This window comes from Kitasatospora sp. GP30 (assembly GCF_029892145.1).
GTDB lineage: Bacteria > Actinomycetota > Actinomycetes > Streptomycetales > Streptomycetaceae > Kitasatospora > Kitasatospora acidiphila.
In genome coordinates, this window is the sequence record NZ_JARZAH010000006.1 from 229,265 (window position 1) to 251,042 (window position 21,778).

At 72.5% G+C, this 21,778-nt stretch carries 21 protein-coding genes; 12 read left to right on the forward strand and 9 right to left on the reverse strand.

Annotation, left to right across the window (positions count from 1 at the left end):
• Positions 1-31: 31 nt before the first annotated feature.
• Entirely contained in the window at positions 32-1,270 is a 1,239-nt protein-coding gene (locus P3T35_RS12655; protein ID WP_101379378.1) for a glycosyltransferase 87 family protein, read from the forward strand.
• Between the two features lie 108 nt (positions 1,271-1,378).
• Positions 1,379-2,158 carry an alpha/beta hydrolase gene (locus P3T35_RS12660; protein ID WP_101379379.1) on the forward strand — a complete coding sequence of 260 codons (780 nt, stop codon included), beginning with the start codon at positions 1,379-1,381 and terminating at the stop codon, positions 2,156-2,158.
• Between the two features lie 53 nt (positions 2,159-2,211).
• Here the strand turns inward: P3T35_RS12660 and pheT are convergent, their stop codons facing one another.
• The 7 genes from pheT to infC all read right to left on the reverse strand — a co-directional run bounded on the left by pheT (position 2,212) and on the right by infC (position 9,713).
• Positions 2,212-4,731, reverse strand: coding sequence for a phenylalanine--tRNA ligase subunit beta (gene pheT / locus P3T35_RS12665; protein WP_101379380.1), 2,520 nt, complete (start codon positions 4,729-4,731; stop codon positions 2,212-2,214).
• Positions 4,731-5,852: a phenylalanine--tRNA ligase subunit alpha gene (gene pheS, locus P3T35_RS12670; RefSeq protein WP_101379381.1), complete on the reverse strand. Its 1,122-nt coding sequence runs from the start codon at positions 5,850-5,852 to the stop codon at positions 4,731-4,733. The genes pheT and pheS overlap by 1 nt, the downstream gene beginning before the upstream one ends.
• Before the next feature lie 117 nt (positions 5,853-5,969).
• Complete coding sequence (locus tag P3T35_RS12675; protein ID WP_280705917.1) at positions 5,970-7,097, reverse strand: ATP-binding protein; 1,128 nt, start codon at positions 7,095-7,097, stop codon at positions 5,970-5,972.
• Positions 7,098-7,177: 80 nt separating this feature from the next.
• Positions 7,178-8,053: an RNA methyltransferase gene (locus P3T35_RS12680; protein ID WP_101379383.1), complete on the reverse strand. Its 876-nt coding sequence runs from the start codon at positions 8,051-8,053 to the stop codon at positions 7,178-7,180.
• A gap of 101 nt (positions 8,054-8,154) precedes the next feature.
• Entirely contained in the window at positions 8,155-8,541 is a 387-nt protein-coding gene (rplT, locus tag P3T35_RS12685; RefSeq protein WP_101379384.1) for a 50S ribosomal protein L20, read from the reverse strand.
• Positions 8,542-8,646: 105 nt separating this feature from the next.
• Positions 8,647-8,841, reverse strand: coding sequence for a 50S ribosomal protein L35 (rpmI, locus tag P3T35_RS12690; protein WP_101379385.1), 195 nt, complete (start codon positions 8,839-8,841; stop codon positions 8,647-8,649).
• 146 nt (positions 8,842-8,987) lie between these two features.
• Positions 8,988-9,713, reverse strand: coding sequence for a translation initiation factor IF-3 (gene infC, locus P3T35_RS12695; RefSeq protein ID WP_101379386.1), 726 nt, complete (start codon positions 9,711-9,713; stop codon positions 8,988-8,990).
• Between the two features lie 428 nt (positions 9,714-10,141).
• Between infC and P3T35_RS12700 the strand changes: the two genes are divergently transcribed.
• A complete protein-coding gene (locus tag P3T35_RS12700; protein WP_101379387.1) occupies positions 10,142-10,486 on the forward strand; it encodes a DUF1844 domain-containing protein in 345 nt (114 codons plus the stop codon).
• A 30-nt stretch (positions 10,487-10,516) separates the two neighbouring features.
• Here the strand turns inward: P3T35_RS12700 and P3T35_RS12705 are convergent, their stop codons facing one another.
• Complete coding sequence (locus tag P3T35_RS12705) at positions 10,517-11,260, reverse strand: SseB family protein (protein ID WP_101379388.1); 744 nt, start codon at positions 11,258-11,260, stop codon at positions 10,517-10,519.
• Between the two features lie 49 nt (positions 11,261-11,309).
• Here P3T35_RS12705 and P3T35_RS12710 point away from each other — a divergent pair, with 49 nt between their 5' ends.
• Positions 11,310-12,398 carry a glycosyl hydrolase gene (locus P3T35_RS12710; RefSeq protein ID WP_101379389.1) on the forward strand — a complete coding sequence of 363 codons (1,089 nt, stop codon included), beginning with the start codon at positions 11,310-11,312 and terminating at the stop codon, positions 12,396-12,398.
• Positions 12,399-12,575: 177 nt separating this feature from the next.
• The gene (locus P3T35_RS12715) at positions 12,576-13,772 is read left to right on the forward strand and encodes an alanine racemase (protein ID WP_101384888.1); all 1,197 of its coding nucleotides are present in this window, start codon (positions 12,576-12,578) and stop codon (positions 13,770-13,772) included.
• A gap of 44 nt (positions 13,773-13,816) precedes the next feature.
• Here the strand turns inward: P3T35_RS12715 and P3T35_RS12720 are convergent, their stop codons facing one another.
• The gene (locus P3T35_RS12720) at positions 13,817-15,013 is read right to left on the reverse strand and encodes a DUF2510 domain-containing protein (RefSeq protein WP_280705920.1); all 1,197 of its coding nucleotides are present in this window, start codon (positions 15,011-15,013) and stop codon (positions 13,817-13,819) included.
• A gap of 241 nt (positions 15,014-15,254) precedes the next feature.
• On the opposite strand from P3T35_RS12720, the gene P3T35_RS12725 reads away from it, so the two are divergent.
• From P3T35_RS12725 to P3T35_RS12755, 7 genes are all read left to right on the forward strand, one after another.
• Positions 15,255-16,328 (forward strand): cation diffusion facilitator family transporter, encoded by a 1,074-nt coding sequence (locus tag P3T35_RS12725; protein WP_101379390.1) that lies wholly within the window; start codon positions 15,255-15,257, stop codon positions 16,326-16,328.
• Between the two features lie 54 nt (positions 16,329-16,382).
• Positions 16,383-16,955, forward strand: coding sequence for a hypothetical protein (locus P3T35_RS12730; protein ID WP_101379391.1), 573 nt, complete (start codon positions 16,383-16,385; stop codon positions 16,953-16,955).
• Between the two features lie 406 nt (positions 16,956-17,361).
• On the forward strand, positions 17,362-17,910 hold the full coding sequence (locus P3T35_RS12735; protein ID WP_101379392.1) for a GNAT family N-acetyltransferase: 549 nt from the start codon (positions 17,362-17,364) through the stop codon (positions 17,908-17,910).
• A gap of 33 nt (positions 17,911-17,943) precedes the next feature.
• Entirely contained in the window at positions 17,944-18,792 is an 849-nt protein-coding gene (locus tag P3T35_RS12740) for a PhzF family phenazine biosynthesis isomerase (protein WP_101379393.1), read from the forward strand.
• 89 nt (positions 18,793-18,881) lie between these two features.
• Positions 18,882-19,790, forward strand: a complete 909-nt coding sequence (locus P3T35_RS12745; protein ID WP_101384889.1) for a 5'-3' exonuclease — start codon at positions 18,882-18,884, stop codon at positions 19,788-19,790.
• 60 nt (positions 19,791-19,850) lie between these two features.
• On the forward strand, positions 19,851-20,486 hold the full coding sequence (locus tag P3T35_RS12750) for a hypothetical protein (RefSeq protein WP_101379394.1): 636 nt from the start codon (positions 19,851-19,853) through the stop codon (positions 20,484-20,486).
• Between the two features lie 6 nt (positions 20,487-20,492).
• Complete coding sequence (locus P3T35_RS12755; protein WP_101379395.1) at positions 20,493-21,773, forward strand: hypothetical protein; 1,281 nt, start codon at positions 20,493-20,495, stop codon at positions 21,771-21,773.
• The last annotated feature ends 5 nt before the right edge of the window (positions 21,774-21,778 follow it).

Sequence of the window (21,778 nt, forward strand, 5' to 3'; positions counted from 1 at the left end):
CAGAACAGATCGGGGAAGGCCGAGTGTGCTCATGACCACGCCGCAAGGGCGGCTCTCGGCGTTCCGGGCGGCGCTGCTGCGCCGAGCAGGCTGGGTGCTGGCCGTCTCACTGACGGTGCATCTGGTGATCACGGTGCTGGCCGGCGACATGTTCGACCTCAAGGTCTACTACCAGGGCTCCCCCAGCCTGGTGCACGGCACGCTGTACGACTTCGTGCTGCACCGCTCGGACCCGCACGCCCAGCCGCTGCCGTTCACCTATCCGCCGTTCGCGGCGGCGGTCTTCCTGCCGCTGGCCGCACTGCCCTGGCCGGTCGCGGCCGGCGTCTGGCACCTGCTGTCGCTGGGCGCGCTGTGGCTGGTGGTGCAGTGCTCGTTCCGGCTGCTCGGCCACCCGGACCCGCGCCGGCCCGCGATGCTCTGGACGGCCCTGGCGCTCTGGCTGGAGCCGGTGCGGCACAGCCTGGGCCTCGGGCAGATCGACCTGATCCTGGCCGCGATCGTGCTGGTCGGCCTGACCCGCGGCCGGTCACCCGCGGCCGGTGCCGGCGTCGGCATCGCCGCCGGGCTGAAGCTGGTCCCGGCCGTCACCGGCCTGTACTTCCTGGCGGCCCGCAAGTGGCGGGCGGCCGTCTGGTCGGCGGTGGTCTTCTTCGCCACCGTCGGCGCGGCCTGGGTGATCGACCCCAGGGACTCCTCCCGGTACTGGTTCCACGAGCTCTACGACACCAGCCGGGTCGGCCAGGTGGCCTCCTTCGAGAACCAGTCGCTGCGCGGCGCCGTCGCCCGCACCCTGGGCCATGACGGCGGCCTGTCCGCGCTCTACTGCGTGCTGGCGCTCGGTGCGCTGGCCGGTGGCCTGCTGGCGCTGCGGGCCGCCACCCGGCGCGGCGAGACCCTCGCCATGGTGGTCACCGTCCAGCTGCTCGGGCTGCTGCTCGGCCCGATCTCCTGGAGCCACCACTACGTCTGGTTCCTGCCCGCCCTGATCTGCCTGGCGCACGGGCCGATCCGGCGCAGCCGGGCCGGGCAGCTGGCGATCGCCGCCTGGCTGGTGGCCGCCGGCAGCTGGATGGTGCCGGCCGCCGGCAAGGCCGCCGCCCACCTGGCCCCGGGCGCGGCGCTGCCCTGGTACCTGGTGGCGCTCGCCTGGAGCTACCCGGTCTGCGCGGGGCTGACCTTCCTGGCCGTCGCCCGGGGCGGCCGCACGCCCGCGACGACGGCGCGGCCGCCCCGGCCGGCGCTGGTCGAGCAGGCCGTCCTGGACTGACCCTCGAAAAAACTTCCCGAGAAAGACGGCGGCGACCGATGAGTTCGGTCGCCGCCGTCCGTCTACCCTCCTGGAAGAGCCGGCCACAAGCCTGGAGAGGGCACACGCATGAGCTACGCCGAGGTCAACGGAGTCAACCTCTACTACACCGAGCAGGGCTCGGGCGAACCGCTGGTGCTGCTGCACGGCGGCCTCGGCTCCACCGACATGGTCGCGCCGCTGATCCCGGCGCTGGCCGAGCACCGCCGGGTGATCGCGGTCGACCTGCAGGGTCACGGCCGCACCGCGGACGTCGACCGGCCGATCCGCTACGAGACGCTGGGTGACGACATCGCCGCACTGATCAAGCACCTCGGCCTGGGCCGGGCCGATCTGCTGGGCTACTCGTTCGGCGGTTCCACCGCGCTGCGCACCGCGATCCAGCACCCGGAGCTGGTCCGGCGCCTGGTGGTGGTCTCGATCGCGTTCGCCCGGTCCGGCTGGTACCCGGAGATCCTGGAGGCCATGGGCGAGATGGGCCCGGAGTCGGCCGAGGCCATGAAGCCCTCCCCGATCTACCAGACCTACGCCGCCGTCGCGCCCCGCCCCGAGGACTGGCCGCTGCTGCACACCAAGATGAGCGACCTGCTGACCCAGGAGTACGACTGGTCCACCGAGGTGGCCGCCCTCGACGTGCCCACCCTGCTGGCCTTCGCCGACGCCGACTCGATCACCCCGGCGCACATGGTCGAGTTCTGGCGGCTGCTCGGCGGCGGCCGGCGGGACGCGGGCTGGGCCGCCGCGGACCGCCCGGTCTCCCGGCTCGCCGTGCTGCCCGGCGCCACCCACTACGACGTGCTGCACGCCCCGGCCCTGCTCCCGGCGGCCATCGCGTTCCTCACCGCGTGAAACAGCGTGGGGCCCCGGCCAACCGGCCGGGGCCCCACGGGTGTTGGCGGCGGTTACGCCCCGCGCAGCACCGCGCCGGTCCGCTCGGCGGCGGTGGCGACGGCGGCCTCGCGGGCGGCGGAGGCCTCGTCGGCGGTCAGCGTGCGGTCGGTGGCCCGGAACCGCAGCGCGTAGGCCAGCGACTTCTTGCCCTCGCCCACCTGCTCACCGGTGAAGACGTCGAACAGCCGGATCGCCTCCAGCAGTTCGCCCGCGCCGTCCCGCAGCGCGGCCTCCACCTCGGCGGCGGGGACCTCGCTGTCCACGATCAGCGCGACGTCCTGGGTGGCCACCGGGAAGGTGGACACCGTCGGCCCCTGCACCCGCTGCTCGCCGTCGGCGGCCAGCGCGTCCAGGTCGAGCTCCATCACCGAGGTGCGCTCCGGCAGGTGCAGCGCCTTGACCACCCGCGGGTGCAGCTCGCCGGCGTAGCCGACGACCCGGTCGGTGCCGGCGACCAGCAGCTCCGCGCAGCGCCCGGGGTGCCAGGGGTCGTTCTGACCCTGACGCACCGCCAGCTCCACGCCGGCCGCGCGCGCCACCACCCGGGCCGCCTCCACGGCGTCCGCCCAGCCGGCCTGCCCGCCCTTGCCCCACCAGCCGGAGGGCGGCCGCTCCCCGGCCAGCGCCACCGCGACGTGGCGCGGCTGCTTGGGCAACGCGGCGTCCAGCTCGGCCAGCTCGGCATCGGTCGGGCGCCGGTCGACGGCCGGGCGCGGCGCCACCTTCGACTCCGCGTCGGGCAGGAAGACCAGACCGGTCTCGAAGATCGCCAGATCGGTGTTGCCGCGGCCGACGTTGCGGCGCAGCGCCCCGAGCAGGCCCGGCAGCAGCGTGGTGCGCAGCGCCGGCTCCTCGTCGTTCAGCGGGTTGACCAGCTTGACGGTGCGGCGGCGGACGTCGTCGGCGGCCAGGCCCAGGTCGTCGAAGGCGGCGTCGCCGATGAACGGGTAGGCGTTGATCTCGACGTAGCCGGCCCCGGCCAGCGCCACGCCGATCCGGCGGTGCATCCGCTGGGCCGCCGTCAGCCCCTGGCCCGGCGGCACCTGGGGCATCCGGGCGGGCACGTTGTCGTAGCCCTCCAGCCGGATGACCTCCTCCGCCAGGTCGTTGGGGTCGGTCAGGTCGGGGCGCCAGGTCGGCGGGGTGACCTCCAGCAGGTCGGCCCCGATCACCGTGCAGCCGACCTCCTGCAGCCGGCGGGCGACCGTCTCCCGGCCGTACGGCATGCCCGCGACCCGGTCCGGCAGATCGGCCGCGATGGTGATGATGCGCACCGGGTGCGGGGCGGCGATGTCGGTGACCCCGGCCTCGGCGGTGCCGCCGGCGATCAGCACCAGCAGGTCGACGGCGCGCTGCGCGGCGGCCCGGGCCGCCTCCGGGTCGACCCCGCGCTCGAAGCGCTTGGAAGCCTCGGAGGGCAGCTTGTGCCGCTTGGCGGTGCGGGCGATGGCGACCGGGTCGAAGCGCGCCGCCTCGATGATCACCTCGGTGGTGCCGGTGACCTGGCCGGTCTCCGGGTCGGCCACCGGGTCGAGGATCTCGGTCGAGGCGCCGCCCATTACGCCGGCCAGGCCGATCGGGCCGGACTCGTCGCAGATCAGCAGGTCCTCGTCGGACAGCTTGCGCTTGACCCCGTCCAGCGTGGTCAGGGTCTCGCCGGCGCCCGCGCGACGGACCGTGATCGCGCCCGAGACGCGGTTCCGGTCGTAGGCGTGCAGCGGCTGACCGATCTCCAGCATCACGTAGTTGGTGATGTCGACGGTCAGCGAGATCGGCCGGATGTGCATCTTCTGCAGGCGGCGCTGCAGCCAGATCGGCGACTTGGCGGCCGGGTCGATGCCCGTCACGGTGCGGGCCACGAAGCGGTCGCAGCCGGCCGGGTCGGCGACCTTGACCAGGTAGCCGTAGGAGTTGGCCGGCGGGGTGTCCAGCAGCGCCGGGTCGGCCAGCGGCAGCCCGAAGGCGGCGGCGGCCTCCCGGGCCACCCCGCGCATCGACAGGCAGTAGCCGCGGTCGGGGGTGACGGCGATGTCCAGCACCTCGTCGACCAGCTGCAGCAGCTCGATCGCGTCGGTGCCGGGCTCGTAGTGCTCCGGCAGCACGATGATGCCGTCATGGTCATCGCCCATGCCGAGCTCGCGGGCCGAGCAGATCATGCCGGCCGAGGTGCGGCCGTAGGTCTGCCGGGCCGCGATCGGGAACGGACCGGGCAGCACGGCGCCGGGCAGCACCACGACCACCTTGTCGCCGACCTTGAAGTTCCGCGCGCCGCAGACGATCTCCTGCGGCTCGCCGGTGCCGTTGGCGTCGCCGACGTTGACCATGCAGTAGCGGATCGGCTTCTTGAAGCCGGTCAGCTCCTCGATGGAGAGCACCTCGCCGACCGCCAGCGGGCCCTTGAGGTCGGCGCCGAGCTGCTCGACGGTCTCGACTTCCAGGCCGGCCTGGATCAGCTTCTCGGCGACCTCGCGACCGGTGACCGTCGTCGGCAGGTCGACGTACTCGCGCAGCCAGGAAAGCGGGACGCGCATCAGATCTCCACCCCGAACGGGAGAGTGAAACGGACGTCACCCTCGACCATGTCGCGCATGTCGGCGACGTTGTGACGGTTCATCAGGATCCGCTCCAGGCCCAGGCCGAACGCGAACCCGCTGAAGCGCTCCGGGTCCACCCCTGAGGCCACCAGCACCCGCGGGTTGACCACGCCGCAGCCGCCGAGCTCGATCCAGCCCTCGGAGGAGCAGGTGCGGCACGGGCGGTCCGGGTTGCCCACGCTCTCACCGCGGCACACGAAGCAGAGCAGGTCGACCTCGGCGCTCGGCTCGGTGAACGGGAAGTACGAGGGCCGCCAGCGCAGCGGCAGCTCGTCGCCGATCAGCTTGGAGACCAGCAGCTCGATGGTGCCCTTGAGGTCGGCGAAGGTGATGCCCTCGTCCACCGCGATGCCCTCGACCTGGCGGAACACCGGGGTGTGGGTGGCGTCCAGCTCGTCGGTGCGGTAGACCCGGCCCGGGCAGACCGCGTACAGCGGCGGTTCCTTGGCCAGCATGGTGCGGATCTGCACCGGCGAGGTCTGGGTGCGCAGCACCATGCCGGAGTCGGCCGAGCCGTCGGCGGCGGCCACGAAGAAGGTGTCCTGCATGGAGCGGGCCGGGTGGTCCGGGCCCAGGTTGAGCGCGTCGAAGTTCAGCCACTCGGCCTCGACCTCGGGGCCCTCGGCGATCGAGTAGCCCATCGCGACGAAGGTGTCCTCGATCCGCTCGGCCAGCGTGGTCAGCGGGTGGCGGGCACCGCGCGGCACCCGGTCGTACGGCAGCGAGACGTCCACCGCCTCCTCGACCAGCACCCGGGCGTCGCGCTCGGCCTCCAGCTCGGCCTGACGCTGCGCCAGCGCCTTGTTGACCGCACCGCGGGCCTGGCCGATCAGCTTGCCGGCGGCGGCCTTGGCCTGCGGCGGCAGCGCGCCGATCTCGCGGTTGGCGAGCGCGAGCGGGGACCGGTCGCCGGTGTGCGCGACCTTGGCCTGCTTCAGCTCCTCCAGGCTGCCGGCGGCGGCGAAGGCGGCGACCGCCTCGTCACGGGCGCGCTCGACCTCTTCGGGCTTCAATGCCTCGACCTCCACCGGGTCGTAGGACTTGTTGGGTGCCGACATCTCGATGTTTTCCCGTGCTCCTGCTCGTCTTGGTGGCGTTACACCAGGTCGAGTGTAGTCGCGCCCGGTGGTTGCCCTGGTTGGGGACGGCCCGCCGGGCCCGTGGAGCCGGTCCTGTCAGACCATGAACTCGGGCACCCCGGCGGGCAGGATAAATCGGAACCGGGCGCCGCCGCCGAGCCCCCGGTCGATGCGGATGGTGCCGCCGTGAGCCTCGACGATGCCCTTGACGATGTAGAGCCCGAGGCCCGTCCCGCCGCGCTTGGAACCGCGCCAGAAGCGGGTGAAGACGCGCGGCATCGACTCCTCCGGAATGCCGCTGCCCTCGTCGCTCACGGTGACCGCCGTTCCCTCCACGACCCGCGGCGCCGTGCCCGGGTGCTCCCAACTGGCCGGCTCCACGATCTCCTTGGCCGGCGCCACCTCGATGGTGACAGTTCCCTCACCGTGCCGCACCGCGTTTTCCAACAGGTTGGCCAGCACCTGGTCGACCTTGTCCGGGTCGGCCCACTGCTGCGGCAGGTCCTCGGCGAGCCGGATGTCGAACCGCTCGGCCGGGGTCCCGGCGGCCACCTTGCCCGCCACCTGCCGGCGCACCGCCGCGGCCAGGTCGACCACCTGCTTGCGGATCTCCAGCCGCCCGGCGTCGATCCGGGAGATGTCCAGCAGTTCGGCGATCAAGCGGGTGACCCGGTCGGCGTCCGCGTTCACGGTCTCCAGCATCACCCGCTTCTGGCCGTCGGTGAACCGCTCCCACTTGTTGAGCAGGGTGGCCGTGAAGCCCTTGACGCTGGTCAGCGGGGAGCGCAGCTCGTGCGCCACGGTGGCGATCAGCTCGGCGTGGGCCCGCTCGGTGCGCTGCCGGGCCTCGGTGCCGCGCAGTGCCACCACCAGCCGGCGCACCGGCCCCTTGGCGTGCTCACGGACGTACCGGGCGGAGACCAGCACCTCGCGGTTGGAGCCGGGCAGCAGCAGATTGCGCTCCGGCTGCCGGCTGCGGATCGCCAACCCGCCGTACGGATCGGTCAGTTGCCACCAACGGCGGCCGTCCAGGTCCTCCAGCGGCAGTGCCTCGTCCAGCGGGCGGCCGAGGGCGGCCCGCGGGCTGATCCCGGTGAGCCGGGCCGCGGCGGCGTTGAAGCAGACCACCAGGCCGTTCCGGTCGGCGATCACCAGGCCGTCCGGCAGGTCATCCGGCCGCAGGTCCTCAAGACCAAGGCCGGACACCGCTTCCCCGGCGGCCATGGGCCGATCCTCGCCGCCGCTCATGGGCGTCCTCCCGATCCCACACGACTCGCGCATCCAGGCCCCCGCCTGGGACGACCCTAGCGCTCGGTGGCCGACTCGCGACACCCTGCGGGCGAACGCTGCGCGCGAGCGGAGGCATAGAGGCACACGGCGGCGGCAGTGGCGAGGTTCAGGCTCTCGGCGTGCCCGTGAATGGGGACGCGCACCACCTCGTCGGCCAGTGCGCGGGTCTGCTCCGGCAGCCCCCAGGCCTCGTTGCCGAAGATCCACGCGGTCGGGGCGCCCAGGGTGCCCTCGTCCAGCTCCTGGTCCAGGTCGCGCTCCCCCGCGCCGTCGGCGGCCAGCACCCGCACCCCGGTCTCCCGCAGCCGGGCCACCACCTGCTCGACCGGCACCCCGACGGCGACCGGCAGGTGGAACAGGCTGCCCACGGAGGCCCGCACCGCCTTGGGGTTGTAGAGGTCCACCGAGGCGTCGGTGAGCACCACGGCGTCCGCGCCGGCCGCGTCCGCGGTGCGCAGTACGGTGCCGGCGTTCCCGGGGTCGCGCACATTGGCCAGCACCGCGACCAGCTTGGGCCGGCGGCGCAGCACCTCCTCGAAGGGCGTGTCGAGGAACCGGCAGAGCGCCACGACGCCCTGCGGGGTGACGGTGTCGCAGATGTCGGCGATCACCTCGTCGGTGGCGGTCAGCACCGGCAGGCCGGCGTTCAGGGCCGACTGGACGATCTCGGCGTGCCGCTCGGCGGCCTCCGGGGTGGCGTAGACCTCGACCACGGCGTGCTCACCAGAGCCGGGCAGCAGCCCGTAGGCCACCGCCTCGCGCACCGCCTGCGGTCCCTCGGCGAGGAAGCGGCGCTCCTTGCCTCGGCCGGCCCGCCGGGCCAACTTGCGGGCGGCGATCACCCGGGGCGAGCGGAGCGAGCTGAGCAGGGGGGTGTCGGTGCTGGCCATGGTTCGCTTTCTGGTGGACCCGGTTGGAACGGGCGGACCCGTCAACAAGCAGACCCGCAGGCTCCCGAGGAGCCTGCGGGTCTACTGAGCTACGACGCCGATCAGGCGGCGACCTTCGGCGCGTTCACGTCGGTCGGCAGCGCCTTCTGGGCGGCCTCGACGAGCGCGGCGAACGCGTTCGGGTCGTTGACGGCCAGCTCGGCCAGCATCTTGCGGTCGATCTCGATGCTGGCGGCCTTCAGGCCCTGCACGAAGCGGTTGTAGGTCATGCCGTTGGCACGAGCGGCCGCGTTGATGCGCTGGATCCAGAGCTGACGGAAGTCGCCCTTGCGCTTCTTGCGGTCGTTGTAGTTGTAAACGAGCGAGTGGGTGACCTGCTCCTTGGCCTTGCGGTACAGGCGCGAGCGCTGGCCACGGTAGCCGCTGGCGCGCTCCAGGATGACCCGGCGCTTCTTGTGGGCGTTCACTGCCCGCTTGACGCGTGCCACTTCATTACTCCTTGGGTTGGACCACGGACTACTTCACGTGGTCCGTCTTCGTGTCGGTCGGGAAGGATCTGCCGGGCTCCGCAGCCGTCAGGCCGCGGCGGGCGATCACTTGCCGAGAAGCTTCTTGATCTTCTTGGCGTCCGCGGGAGCCATCTCGGCGGTGCCGGTCAGACGGCGGGTCAGCGTGGAGGGCTTGTGCTCCAGGAGGTGGCGCTTGCCGGCGCGCTCGCGCAGCACCTTGCCAGAGCCCGTGATCTTGAAGCGCTTGCTCGCGCCACTGTGCGTCTTCTGCTTCGGCATGTCGCCGTATCTCCTCGTCGGTCCGCCTGGGCCCGCGCGGTTTAACGCACACGGGCCCAAGCGCTGGGGGTTCTCCGGTCACCGGGGCGGGAGCCCCGGTACCGCGGTGGCCGGATCACTCAAGACCGGCCGGAGCCCCTGGGGGCTCAGGCGTCCTGGGCGACCTCGGCGGCCTGCTCGGCGTCGGCGGCGTCGTCGTCAACGCCGTCCTCCGCCAGGTCCTGGGTCGCGTCCGCGGCAGTGGCCTCAGCAGCGGCGGCGTCGTCGTCATCCTCGGCGGTGTCCGGGCCGCTGGTGCGGCCCAGGCGCTCGGCCTTGCGGGCGTCCTGCGCCGCACGGGCCTCGGCCATCGCCTCGGTCTTCTTCTTGTGCGGGCCGAGAACCATGATCATGTTACGGCCGTCCTGCTTGGCCGAGCTCTCCACGAAGCCCAGGTCCTGGACGTCGTTGGCGAGCCGCTGCAGCAGTCGGAAGCCCAGCTCGGGGCGGGACTGCTCACGACCGCGGAACATGATCGTGATCTTGACCTTGTCGCCCTGCTTGAGGAACCGGACGACGTGACCCTTCTTGGTGTCATAGTCGTGCGGGTCGATCTTCGGCCGGAGCTTCATCTCCTTGATGACCGTGTGCGCCTGGTTCTTGCGCGCCTCACGGGCCTTCATGGCCGACTCGTACTTGAACTTGCCGTAGTCCATGAGCTTGCACACCGGCGGCCGGGCGGTCGCCGCGACCTCGACCAGGTCGAGGTCGTACTCCTGCGCAAGCTCCAGCGCCTTGGCAAGCGGCACGATGCCGACCTGCTCGCCGCTGGGACCGACGAGTCGCACCTCGGGGACGCGAATCCGGTCGTTGATGCGGGGCTCGGTGCTGATGGGGCCTCCTCGGTTGCACCTTCTGCGATGCGGCCGTCAGGGGGCGGTCGCACGTAGTGGACTTCGACCACTGGGCGGGGCTTCATGCGTGCTGCGGTACTGCATGGCACCGCGGCACGAAAAAAGCCCCGCTCGCTAGCAAGCAGGGCTCCACACAACCGGAATGTCCGACCAAGGACATTACTGGCGACGCTCGGCCATCACTGGCCGCGGTCGCGGACCGGACCCGTCGACCGCGAGGCCGATCGGGTGGGAGACTGTCGGGCTACTCTTGCGAGCTGCCGGAGTGGAGCCTCCACTTGCTGGCCGGGCACGATGAAGCGCCAGGCCGGTCGCTAAGAACTGTACACGATGGCGGGACGGATTGTCGCCATCGCGTCCTTGTACCCTCCAGGAGTACCGATACAACCTGATGGAATGAGCCTGGCGTGAGCAGCGAGCCCGATTTCGACGACCTGACCCGCGACATCGCGGAGGTGCCGGCCGTCGAGGTGATCACCACCGTCGCGGTGCATCTGATGAGCGCGGCGGCGGTGAAGTGCGGGCTGGCCGAGGGCGGCGACAAGGACAAGGACCTCGACGAGGCCCGCAAGCTGATCACCGCGCTGGCCGGGCTGGTCACCGCCGGTGCGCCCGAGATCAGCAACTTCCACGCCGCCCCGCTGCGGGACGGGCTGCGCTCGCTGCAGCTGGCGTTCCGGGAGGCCTCGGTCGTGCCGGACGCCCCGGGCGCCGGCCCGGGTGAGAAGTTCACCGGGCCGGTCTACTCCTGAGGTCCAGTCCCCAGCGCGCTGGGGACTCGGTCAGGCGCGCTGGTAGAACCCGCTCCCCGCGGCCGCCGCGGGGAGCAGCGCGAGGTCGAGGCCACGGGCCAGCCGGACCCGCAGCACCGGGTCGGCCGCCAGCGCGCCGGCCAGCCGCTGCGCCACCTCGGCCACCGGGGCCCCGTCGGCCAGCGCCAGCGCCAGCGCCGCGTCGGTCTCGGTGCCCGGACGCAGCTGGGCCCCCAGCACCTGCGGCTCGGCGGCCAGCAGCGCGGTCAGCGCGGTGCGGACGTCCGGGTCCTCGGCCGGCGGCAGCCAGTCGCGGTTCTCGGCCACCGCGCGCAGCCGGGCGCCGGTGAGCAGGTAGGTCACCGGGCCGGCCGGGTCGATCAGCAGGGTGTCGGCCTGCTCCGAGTAGGCGGTCATGGCGGCCTGCGGCGCCGCCACCGGCGCCGGGCGGGCGTCCGCGCGCCAGGCGGACATGGCGGCGAGCGAGGTGAAGGCGGGCAGCGCCCGGCGGCCGTCCGGCGCCTGGATCACCGGCACCGCCATGTCGCTGGTCTTCTCGTGCTTGTGGCCCTGCGCGTCCACCTCGACCTCGCCGAGCAGCGCCACGATCGGCACCATCAGCCGGGCCCCGCGCAGCACGCCCAGCAGCGCAGGCTCGGTGGCCGGGTCGGCGGCGAAGGCGGCGAGCGCGGCGGTCAGCGCCGGGTCGGCACCGCCGTCGTCGCCCGCGAAGCCGGGGTCCGGAATGTTCTTGAGCTCGTTCCCACTGTCCACCCGGCGAGCCTAGCCGCTGGTCGCAGGCGGTCGGCGCACAGTGGTGGCCATGACCGAGGTACTGCTCGCGGTGGGCACCCAGAAGGGCCTGTTCCTGGCCCGCAGTTACGGCCGGCGCGACTGGGCCTTCACCGGCCCGCACTTTCCGATGAACGCGATCTACGCGATCGGCATCGACCGGCGCGGCGGCCGGACCAGGGTGCTGGTCGGCGCCGACAGCAGCCACTGGGGCCCGTCGGTGTGGCGCTCGGACGACATGGGCGCCAGCTGGAACGAGCCGGAGCGGCCGGCGGTGAAGTTCCCCGAGCACACCGGCGCCTCGCTGGTGCGGCTCTGGCAGCTGCAGCCGGCCGGCCCGGAGGCGCCGGGCGTGGTCTACGCCGGGACCGAGCCGGCCGCGCTGTTCCGCTCCACCGACCACGGCGAGACGTTCAGCCTGGTGGAACCGCTCTGGACGCACCCGCAGCGCGAGCAGTGGGGCGAGGGCTTCGGCGGGCAGGGCCTGCACACGATCCTGACGGACCCCCGGGACCCGGGCGCGCTGACCGTGGCGATCTCCTCGGGCGGCGTCTACCGCTCCACCGACGGCGGGGCCGGCTGGGCGCCGTCCAACGCCGGGATCAGGACGAGCTTCCTGCCCGAGGAGTACCCGGAGTTCGGGCAGTGCGTGCACAAGATCGCCCCGGACCCGACCGACCCGGACACGCTGCTGCTGCAGAACCACGGCGGGGTGTTCCGCAGCGACGACGCGGGGGCCAACTGGCGGCCGATGGAGGGCGGCCTGCCCGCGGTGTTCGGCTTCGCGGTGGCCGCCCACCCGCGCCGGGCCGGCACCGCCTACCTGGCCCCGCTGGAGGCCGACTACATGCGGATGCCGCCCGGCAAGCGCTGCCGGATCTACCGCACCGAGGACGGCGGCGGCAACTGGCACCCGCTCGCCCAGGGCCTGCCGGACGACGACCACTACGGCGTGGTGCTGCGGGACGCGCTGCGCTGCGACGACGCCGACCCGGCCGGGGTGTACTTCGGCAACCGCAACGGCGAGTTGTACGCCAGCGCCGACGAGGGCGACAGCTGGCACCTGCTTGCCTCGCACCTGCCCGACATCCTCTGCGTCCGGGCGGCCGTGGTCGGCTGAGGCCTGTTCGCGGCCGACGTCCGTGCACGGCTGACGCCCGTGCACGGCTGAGGCCTGTTCGCGGCCGTCGCCCGTTCGGGGCCGTCGCCCGTTCGCGGCTGAGGCCTGTTCAGCGGTACGGACGTGTGAAACCCTGCGCGCATGGCCCAGTTGACCACTGCTCCGACGGCCCCACCGGTGACCTCGCGCACCGCTGACCGGGCGCGCTACGACCGTGCCACCGCGCATCTGGAAGCGCCGCTGGCCATCGTCGACCTGGCCGCCTTCGACGCCAACGCCGCCGACCTGGTCCGCCGAGCCGGCGGCAAGCCGATCCGGGTGGCCAGCAAGTCGGTGCGCTGCCGGACGCTGCTGGACCGGGTGTTGGCGATGGACGGCTTCGCCGGGGTGATGAGCTTCACGCTGGCCGAGTCGATCTGGCTGGCCCGCAGCGGCGCCACCGATGTGCTGCTGGCCTACCCGTCGACCGACCGCGCCGGCTTCGCCGAGCTCACCGGCGACCCCGAACTGGCCGCCCGGATCACCGTGTTGGTGGACGACCCGGCGCAGCTGCAGCTGATCGACGCGGCCCGGACCGGCAGCGAGCCGGTGCGGGTCTGCCTGGAGCTGGACACCTCGCTGCGGCTGCTCGGCGGTCGGGTGCGGGTGGGCTCCCGCCGTTCCCCGCTGCACTCCCCCGAGCAGGTCGCGGCGCTGGCCGAGCTGGTGCAGCGCCGGCCGGGCTTCACCGTGGTGGGCCTGATGGCCTACGAGGGCCACATCGCCGGCGTGGGCGACCTGATCGCGGGCCGGCCGGTGAGATCACGACTGGTGCGGCTGATGCAGGCCAAGGCCGGCGCCGAGTTGGCCGACCGGCGGGCCGCGGTGGTGCGCGCGGTGCGGCGGGTGGCGGAGCTGGAGTTCGTCAACGGCGGCGGCACCGGGAGCGTGCAGCGGACGGCGGCGGAGGCGGCGGTCACCGAGGTGGCGGCCGGCTCGGGGCTCTATGTGCCGCGGCTGTTCGACAACTACCGCTCGTTCCGGGGCCGGCCGGCCGCGCTGTTCGCCCAGCCGGTGGTGCGGCGGCCGGGGGTCGGGGTGGTCACGGTGCTGGGCGGCGGCTACCCCGCCTCGGGGCCGGCCGGCCCGGACCGGCTGCCCGAGCCGTATCTGCCGGCCGGCCTGCGCTACGACGCGCAGGAGGCCGCCGGCGAGGTGCAGACGCCGCTGCTCGGCCCGGCCGCCGACGACCTGCTGATCGGCGACCGGGTCTGGTTCCGGCACGCGAAGGCCGGGGAGCTGTGCGAGCGGTTCGCCGAACTGCACCTGGTGGACGGCGACCGGCTGGTGGCCACGGTGCCGACCTACCGGGGTGAGGGGCGGACCTTCCTCTGACGGACCGCCGGTTACCCGGCGGTCCGTCAACTGCGGTGCACTGATCAGGTGTTGGAGCCACCGGAGGCGCCGCCGGACGGGCTGCCGGAGGAGCCGGCGCCGGCTCCGCTGAAGTCCTTGATCCCGCTGACGATGGTGTCCATCGTCGACACCGCCGGGGCCTTGTCGGCGATGTCGAAGCCGAACTGGACGGCGACCAGGTGCTTGCCGTCGGCGGTCGGGAAGACCACGTCCTGCACGGTGCCGTTGTTGCCCTGCTGAGCGTCGACCTGCCAGCGGACCAGGTAGCCGCTACGGCCGGCGACGGTGACCGCCTCGGACTTCAGCTCCTGGTGGGACTTGATGGTCGGGCCGTAGGACTGCGAGGCGACCTTCTGGATGTCCTGCTCCGCCGCGGCCTTGGGGTCGGTGCCGTCGACCTGGGCGGTGTTGACCCCGCCGAGCGTGCAGGTGGTGTTGCTGTTGCTGTTGGCACTGCTGCCGGGGCAGGTGTACTGGCCGATCTGCAGGGCGGCCAGGCCCGCGCTCGTGGTGCCGCCCTGCCAGCCGCTGGGGATCGGCAGCGAGATGCCGTCGGCCATGTCGATCGCCTGGGTGCCGTCGCCCAGCCCGGGCATGCCACCGCCGAGGCCGGGGAGGCCGGGGATGCCGGGGATGCCACCGCCGTTGCCCTGACCACCGCTGTTGCCGTTGCCCTGGCCGTTGCCCTGACCGCCGCTGTTGCCGCCGCCGGTGCCGTTGCCGCCGCCGCCCGGACCGCGGTGGTGGCCCGGGCCCGGGTAGGTGTTCTGGGGGGCGGGGGCGGCGGCCTGCTGGTGGTCGTGGTCGTGGTGGCCCACCGCGAGGTAGGTCGCCCCGGAGCCGATCGCCAGCCCGAGCACCCCGGCGATGGCGGCCGCGACCAGCGCCTTGCGGCCGATCCGGCTGAACAGCGAGGGCTTCTTCGGGGCCGCCTCCGGGTAGCCGGACATGTACTCCGTCCCGGCGGCCAGGTGCTCCGTGGTGTCGGTGAAGCCGATCGGCGGCTCGGGGAAGCGCACGGTGCCGTCGTCCGCCAGCACCGTGCCCTCCAGCACTGCGGTCGGCTCGCCGTCCGGGTCGGCGCCCGGCTCGGGCGCGCCCGGGCCGGGGCGGGTGGTGGTGGTCCAGCCAGTGCCGTCCCACCAGCGCTCGGGCCGGGGTGTCGTGGTGGTGTCCTTGGGGTCCGGGTACCACCCGGCAGGAATCTTCGCGTCGCTCACACCAGGAAATGTATGGGTCGACGGATAAACGCGAAATCAACTGAGCGGCACAATCCGTTCAATTCGTATGAGATTACGGTGAGAGTGCCTGCCAGGCGGCCCCTCGCACCCCTGTCCGCCCCAGGCGAATCCGGAACGACAACGGTCACCAATGCAGCCTTTGGATCTTTCTCCGATCTGGGGTTCACTTCGTGCAGGGCACCCGTCCTCGACCACCTTCGGCGTTTCAGGAGACGACGCGATGGCCGGCCACCTCGACCACTCGGACCACTCGGGCCACTCGGGCCACGATGCGCAGCAGCACGGGCACGCTCACGGGCACGGGCACGGCGGTCACAGCCACTCGCACGGCGTAGCGGCCGACGCCGACCGCCGCTGGCTGACCAGTGCGCTCGTCCTGATCGTGGCCTTCATGGCCGTCGAAGTGGTGATCGGCTACGCCGCCCACTCACTGGCCCTGATCTCGGACGCGGCGCACATGCTCACCGACGCCGCCTCGATCGTGCTGGCGCTGGTCGCCATGCGGCTGGCCGCCCGGCCGGCCCGCGGCGGCTACACCTACGGGCTCAAGCGCGCCGAGATCCTCTCCGCCCAGGCCAACGGCGTCGCCCTGCTGGTGCTCTCGCTCTGGCTGGGCTTCGAATCCGTCCAGCGGCTGGTCAACCCGCCACCCGTGCACGGCGCGCTGGTGCTGGTGACCGCACTGGTCGGCATCGTGGTGAACCTGGCGGCGGCCTGGTGCATGTCCAAGGCCAACCGCAGCTCACTCAATGTGGAGGGCGCGTTCCAGCACGTGCTGACCGACCTCTACGCGTTCATCGCCACCGCGGTGGCCGGTCTGATCATGCTGACCACCTCCTTCGTCCGAGCCGACGCGATCGCCTCCCTGATCGTGGTGCTACTGATGCTGCGGGCCGGGATCGGTCTGGTCCGGGACTCCGCGCGGATCTTCCTGGAGGCCGCCCCCGCCGGGGTCGACCCGAACGCACTGGCCGACCGGCTGGTGGAGTCCGAGCAGGTGGAGGAGATCCACGACCTGCACGTCTGGGAGATCACCTCCGGCCAGCCCGCCCTGTCGGCCCACATCCTGGTGGCCCCCGGCGGCGACTGCCACGCGGTCCGCCGCGACCTCCAACGCCGCCTGCGCGAGGAGTACGCGATCACCCACGCCACCCTCCAGGTGGACCACATCGGCGAGGACGACGACCAGGCCCTCCTGCAGATCACCGACGCCGGCGCCGCCCCCAGCACCATCCCCGACCACTGCGCCGACTCCCACGGCCCCATCCACCGCAGCGGGCCCCACCCGCACTGAGCCCCAACTTGCTCGGTAGTGGCACTAGTTGGAAGGCGTAGGCTACGTCACCGAGTGGTGGTCGATGTGCCTGCCGTTCGGCTAGGGGACGGCACCGTCCAACCGGAGATCGGCGTGCACGACCTTGCCGGAGCTCCCCAGGGCCACGCCCCACTGGCCTCCGGTCAAGTGGTGGACCAGTGCGAGGCCGCGGTGACCTTCGTCGAATTCCTCGGCAACGATCAGGCAGGGCGGCAGCGTGCGGGGACCGTCGCGAACCGCGATACGCACAGCATCGGGGGCTTGGCGGTGGATGGTGACGCGAAGGGTGGTCCGGCATCCGGTGTGCCGAACGGCGTTCGTCACCAGTTCGGAGATGACCGTCTGGGCGATGAGGCGTTGACCTCAGCCCGACTGGTAGGTGACCGGTTGCTGGAGGTGCGCTCGCTGGACAGCCTGTCGCTACTCGCGGTGGAGCGTAAGCGCCCGTGGGAGGCGGTCGCAGCGGCCAACGCCGCATGGGATCTGGCCGAGGCCTACGGCGGCCCCAAGGTCCGCGCGGTGGTGTCGCTACGCCAGGCCCGGGCACAATTGGCGGCCGGAGACCAATCTGCCGCCAGGCGAGCACTGTCACAGGCCATGGCATGACACGACCGCTCCGACAACGACGGCGACGCACCGCCGTGGACCGCGTTCGCCGGGCAAGTGGAGGTCGACTATGCGACTGCTGCGTGGCACGTAGAAGCCGGACAGCCTGCCTGTGCCATCCCGTTTCTGCGTTCCGCCGTCCGGCAGCTCAGCCCCACCTACAGCCGGAATGCCGCGCTGTACCGGGCTCGGCTGGCCGAAGTGCTGATGAAGGCGGGCGAAGTGGAGGGGCGTGTTCGGAGGCGGTGGCGAGTGCCGAGGCGGCGCAGGGCATCACCTCGGCCAGGCTCGGGGACCGTCTGCATGCAGTGGCATCCTGGGCCGCGATGATCGACACCGCAGCATCGCGTGACTGCGTGGAGCAACTGAGGGTCCTCGGGGTAGCCGCAAGGAAGCGGAGGGTCACATGAGCGTGACGGTACGGCTGTTGGACGGTCGCCAGACGGCGGAGCTGGAGGTGCAGCTCCGGACAGTGTTCGCCGAGGCGTTCGCCGAGCCGCCGTACGGGGAGGGGCCGGCCGATGTGGAACGGGCGTTTCGCCGTTTCCGCTCGCAGGTACGTCCCACGGGGTTCCGCGCTGTCGTCGCCTTCGACGGGGAGACCGTGGTGGGCATGGCCTACGGCTATCCGCTGCCGGTGAGCACCGGCTGGTGGGACACCGTCACCGAGCCGGTACCCGAGGCGCTGCGACACGAGGACGGCAAGCGCACCTTCGGCCTGTTCGAACTGGCGGTGCGCCCTGCGTGGCGCCGACAGGGTGTCGCCACCGAGATGCACCACCTCCTGGTCGACGGGATCGAAAACCAGCGGGTCCTGTTGAACAGCAGGCCGCAGGCCACCGCGGCGCAGGCCGCCTACCGGGCGTGGGGGTACCGGAGGGTGGGCGAGGCGATCCCTTGGGATGGTGCAGTGCCGCACGATGTGATGATCCTGGAACTGACCGCCGGGCAATAGCGGTTGCCAACCCGGCCCCGTACTCTTTCTACCATGATCAAGACCCTGCGCTACGCGGCTTTCACCACCGACCCGGCCGGCGGCAACAAGGCCGGTGTGGTCCCTGACGCCGATGGGCTGACGGATCGGCAGATGCTCGGGATAGCCGCCGAGCTCGGCTACCCCGAGACCGCCTTCCTCACCGCCCTGTCCGAGGGCGAGCGGCGCTACCGGGTGCGGTACTTCGCGCCGGCCATGGAGGTGCCGTTCTGCGGGCACGCCACGATCGCTGCCGCCGTCGCGGTGGCCGAGCGGTCCGGGCCGGGGGAGTTGGTGTTCGAGACCAACGCCGGCACCGTGCCGGTCGCGGTCGCCGCCGGCCCGGACGGGGTGCTGCGGGCCACTCTGACCAGCGTCGAACCGCACACCGCCGAGATCGCCCCGGCCGAGCTGACCGAGGCGCTGGCTGCCCTGCGCTGGTCCGCTGACGAGCTGGACCCCACGCTGCCGCCCCGGGTCGCCTACGCCGGTGCCCGGCACCTGGTGCTCGCCGCCGGCACCCGGGAGCGGCTGGCCGAGCTGGACTATGACGTCGAGCGGCTGACCACGTTCATGACGGCCCATCAGCTGATCACCCTGCAGCTGGTCTGGCCCGCCTCGGCCACCGTCTACCACGTGCGCGACCCGTTCCCGGTCGGCGGCGTCTTCGAGGACCCGGCGACCGGCGCCGCCGCGGCGGCCTTCGGTGCCTACCTGCGTGAGCTGGGCCGGGTGCCCGAGGAGGCCGAGCTGACCCTCCATCAGGGCGAGGACATGGGCAGCCCGGGCGAGCTGCGGGTCGAACTGCACGCCGGCGACCCGCGGGTGCGGGTGTCGGGCGCGGCGGTGCGGCTGCCCGACTGACGGGTCAGCCGAGAGGGCGGTGCGGCGGTGCGGCGCCCCCGCTGACAGTGGCACTTGGGATAATCGGGGGCGTGACCGCACCGCGTCTGATGCTCCTCGACTCCGCCAGCCTCTACTTCCGGGCGTACTTCGGTGTGCCCGAGTCCATGAAGTCCCCGGACGGCGTTCCGGTGAACGCCGTCCGGGGACTGCTGGACTTCATCACCCGCCTGGTCCAGGACCACCGCCCCGACCAGTTGGTCGCCTGCATGGACGCCGACTGGCGCCCGCAGTGGCGGGTCGACCTGATCCCCAGTTACAAGACCCACCGGGTGGCCCCCGAGGGCGAGCCGGGTGAGGAGGAGGTGCCGGACACCCTCGCGCCGCAGGTGCCGATCATCGAGCAGGTGCTGGACGCCCTGGGTATCGCCCGGGTCGGCGTTCCCGGTTACGAGGCCGACGATGTGATCGGCACCCTGGCCACCCGCGCCGCCGGCCCGGTGCAGATCGTCACCGGCGATCGGGACCTGTTCCAGCTGGTCGACGACGGCCGCGGCGTCCAGGTGCTCTATCCCCTCAAGGGCGTCGGCTCGCCGCAGGTCACCACCGATGAGCTGCTGCGGGAGAAGTACGGCGTCACCGGCGCCCAGTACGCCGACCTCGCCGTGCTGCGCGGCGATCCGAGCGACGGCCTGCCGGGTGTGAAGGGCATCGGCGAGAAGACCGCCACCCAACTGATCGCCGACTTCGGCGATTTGGCCGCCATCCGAGCTGCCGCCACCGACCCGCGCGCCAAGCTGACCCCGGCCCGCCGCAAGAACCTGATCGAAGCCGGCGCCTACCTCGACGTCGCCCCGACGGTGGTGCGGGTCGCCACCGACGTGCCGCTCCCCGCCTTCGACCCCGCCCTCCCCACCGAACCGCTGGACCCGATGGCCCTGGAGGAGCTCGCCACCCGCTGGGGCCTCGGCACCTCCCTCACCCGCCTGCTGGAAACCCTCGCCCGTACCCCGGCCTGAGAGCTGGACCTGCGGCGACGATCGGTGGGAGGGTGGAAGGGACCGAGAAGGGTCGAGCTGATGCGTAGGCCGAAGACCGACCAGTCCAAGACGATGGCGGCGGCCCAGCAGGGCGAGCCGACGGCCACCCCTCGCGCCGGTCCGTTCACCGCGACCCACGTCGTCCCTGACGAAGGCCTGCCGGTGTGGCAGGTCCCGGACGGCCGTACCACGCAGGTGGACAGCCTGGCGGCCGGCCTGCCGGTGCGGGTCGCCGAGCAGCGGCCCGACGGCTGGGCCCAGGTGGCGGGTGCCGACGGTCGGCAGGGCTGGGTGGACGGCCGCCGCCTGGTCGCCCTCCAGCCCGCACGGCCCGCACGGCCCGCGCAGCCCGCACAGCCCGCCGAGCCGGCGCAACCGCCACCGCGGACCCACCCGCCGCCCGATGCGGAGGTCGACCCCGAGATGGCGGCCACGATGGCCGCGCTGAACCGGGCCGTCGCCGTCTACGAGGGCCTGCTGGCGGACCTGCGGGCCGAGCGGATCGACTTCGCGACCTTCCGCCGCCGGGCCGCGCCGGCCGGCGTGGTGGAGGTCGACGGCGTGGTGTGGATCCTCGACCTGGAGAACGGCCAGTGGGTGGTCTACGACGGCATGCGGCTGTTCCCGACCGGTGTCCTCATCCAGGCGGGCCCGCAGCCGGAGACAGGAGGCTAGTCGGCCATGGACCCCGTGCAGCAGAACCTGATCGGCGACCTGGAGACCTTGCTGCATGGCGTGCAGAACATCCAAACAGGTCTCCTGGTCCAGGCCCGCGACCTGGTGCGCGACCCCACAGCGATCGCGCGCTATGGGCGGGTGGCGCACGATGCCTTGAACTGGGACCAGTCGAGACTGCTGCAGGGCCTGACCGAGCTCGGCGAACGGGCCGACAACATGGCCCAACTGGCCAGCCGGATCGGCCGGTTGCTGCAGCAGGCCAAGAACGCGAGCTCCAGCGGGGACCTGCTGCGGGTGATCCGGGAGTACATGGGCCCCAACAGCGGCTTCCAGAGTGTCGAGAGCTTCCTGCAGTCGCGCGGGATCATCCCCAACCCGTCCCAGTCCGTGGCGGTCGCGGAGCAGGCGGGCCAGACCATCGCGAGCACCATCCCCGACCTGGGGCGGATCCCCGGCCCCAACCTGCCCGCGCAGACCATGCAGTACGGGGCCACCACCGCCTCCGAGACCGCCGTGGCGGCGCAGGGCCAGGTACCGGCCGCGCTGGAGGGCGCGGCGTCCTCGGCGGAGGGGCTGGTGCCCGAGGTCGAGTCCGTCATCGAGGCCGCAGCACCACAGGTGGAGCAGCATCTCCCCGAGATCACCGCCGGCGGCACGGGCACGGCCACGGTGGCGGGTGCCTCCGGCTACAGCCTCGGCACCATCCTGCTGGGCGGCCTGGTCGGCCTGCTCCTGGTCGGCGGCGGCATCCTCGCCTACACCCAGCTGAGCAAATCCTCGCCGCCGAAGCCGCCACCCGCCAGCACGGCTCCGCAGCAGCCGGGCCTGACCGCCCCGGGCGGCGGCAGCGGCGGCAACTCCTCGACCAACCCCTCATCCTTCAACATCGACGGGACGTACAACGGCACGGTGAGCGGGACCAGTTGCGTCGCTCCGGCCTGCTACGTCGCGGTCACCAAGGTGAGCGATCCAAGCGGTCCCGCCGTGAGCCAGGCCGGGAGCATCCGCATCCTGTTCGTGGTGAACACCCCGCTGGCGCTCAACGGTGTGGCCAGCCCGCAGCACTTCTCCGACGGCCCGATGGACGCCTCGCTCCAGCAGGACGGCACGGTCCAGGGCTCCGGCACCACGACGGAGACCGACACCACCCCGGGCGGCGGAGGCGCCACCCAAGTTCCGTACGACCTGAGCGGCACCATCCACAACGGCCAGAGCGGCTCGCCGTCGTACGACCTCCAACTGACCGTCGACGGCGTGCCCTACACGCTCTCCGGCGCGCGTTGAGCCGG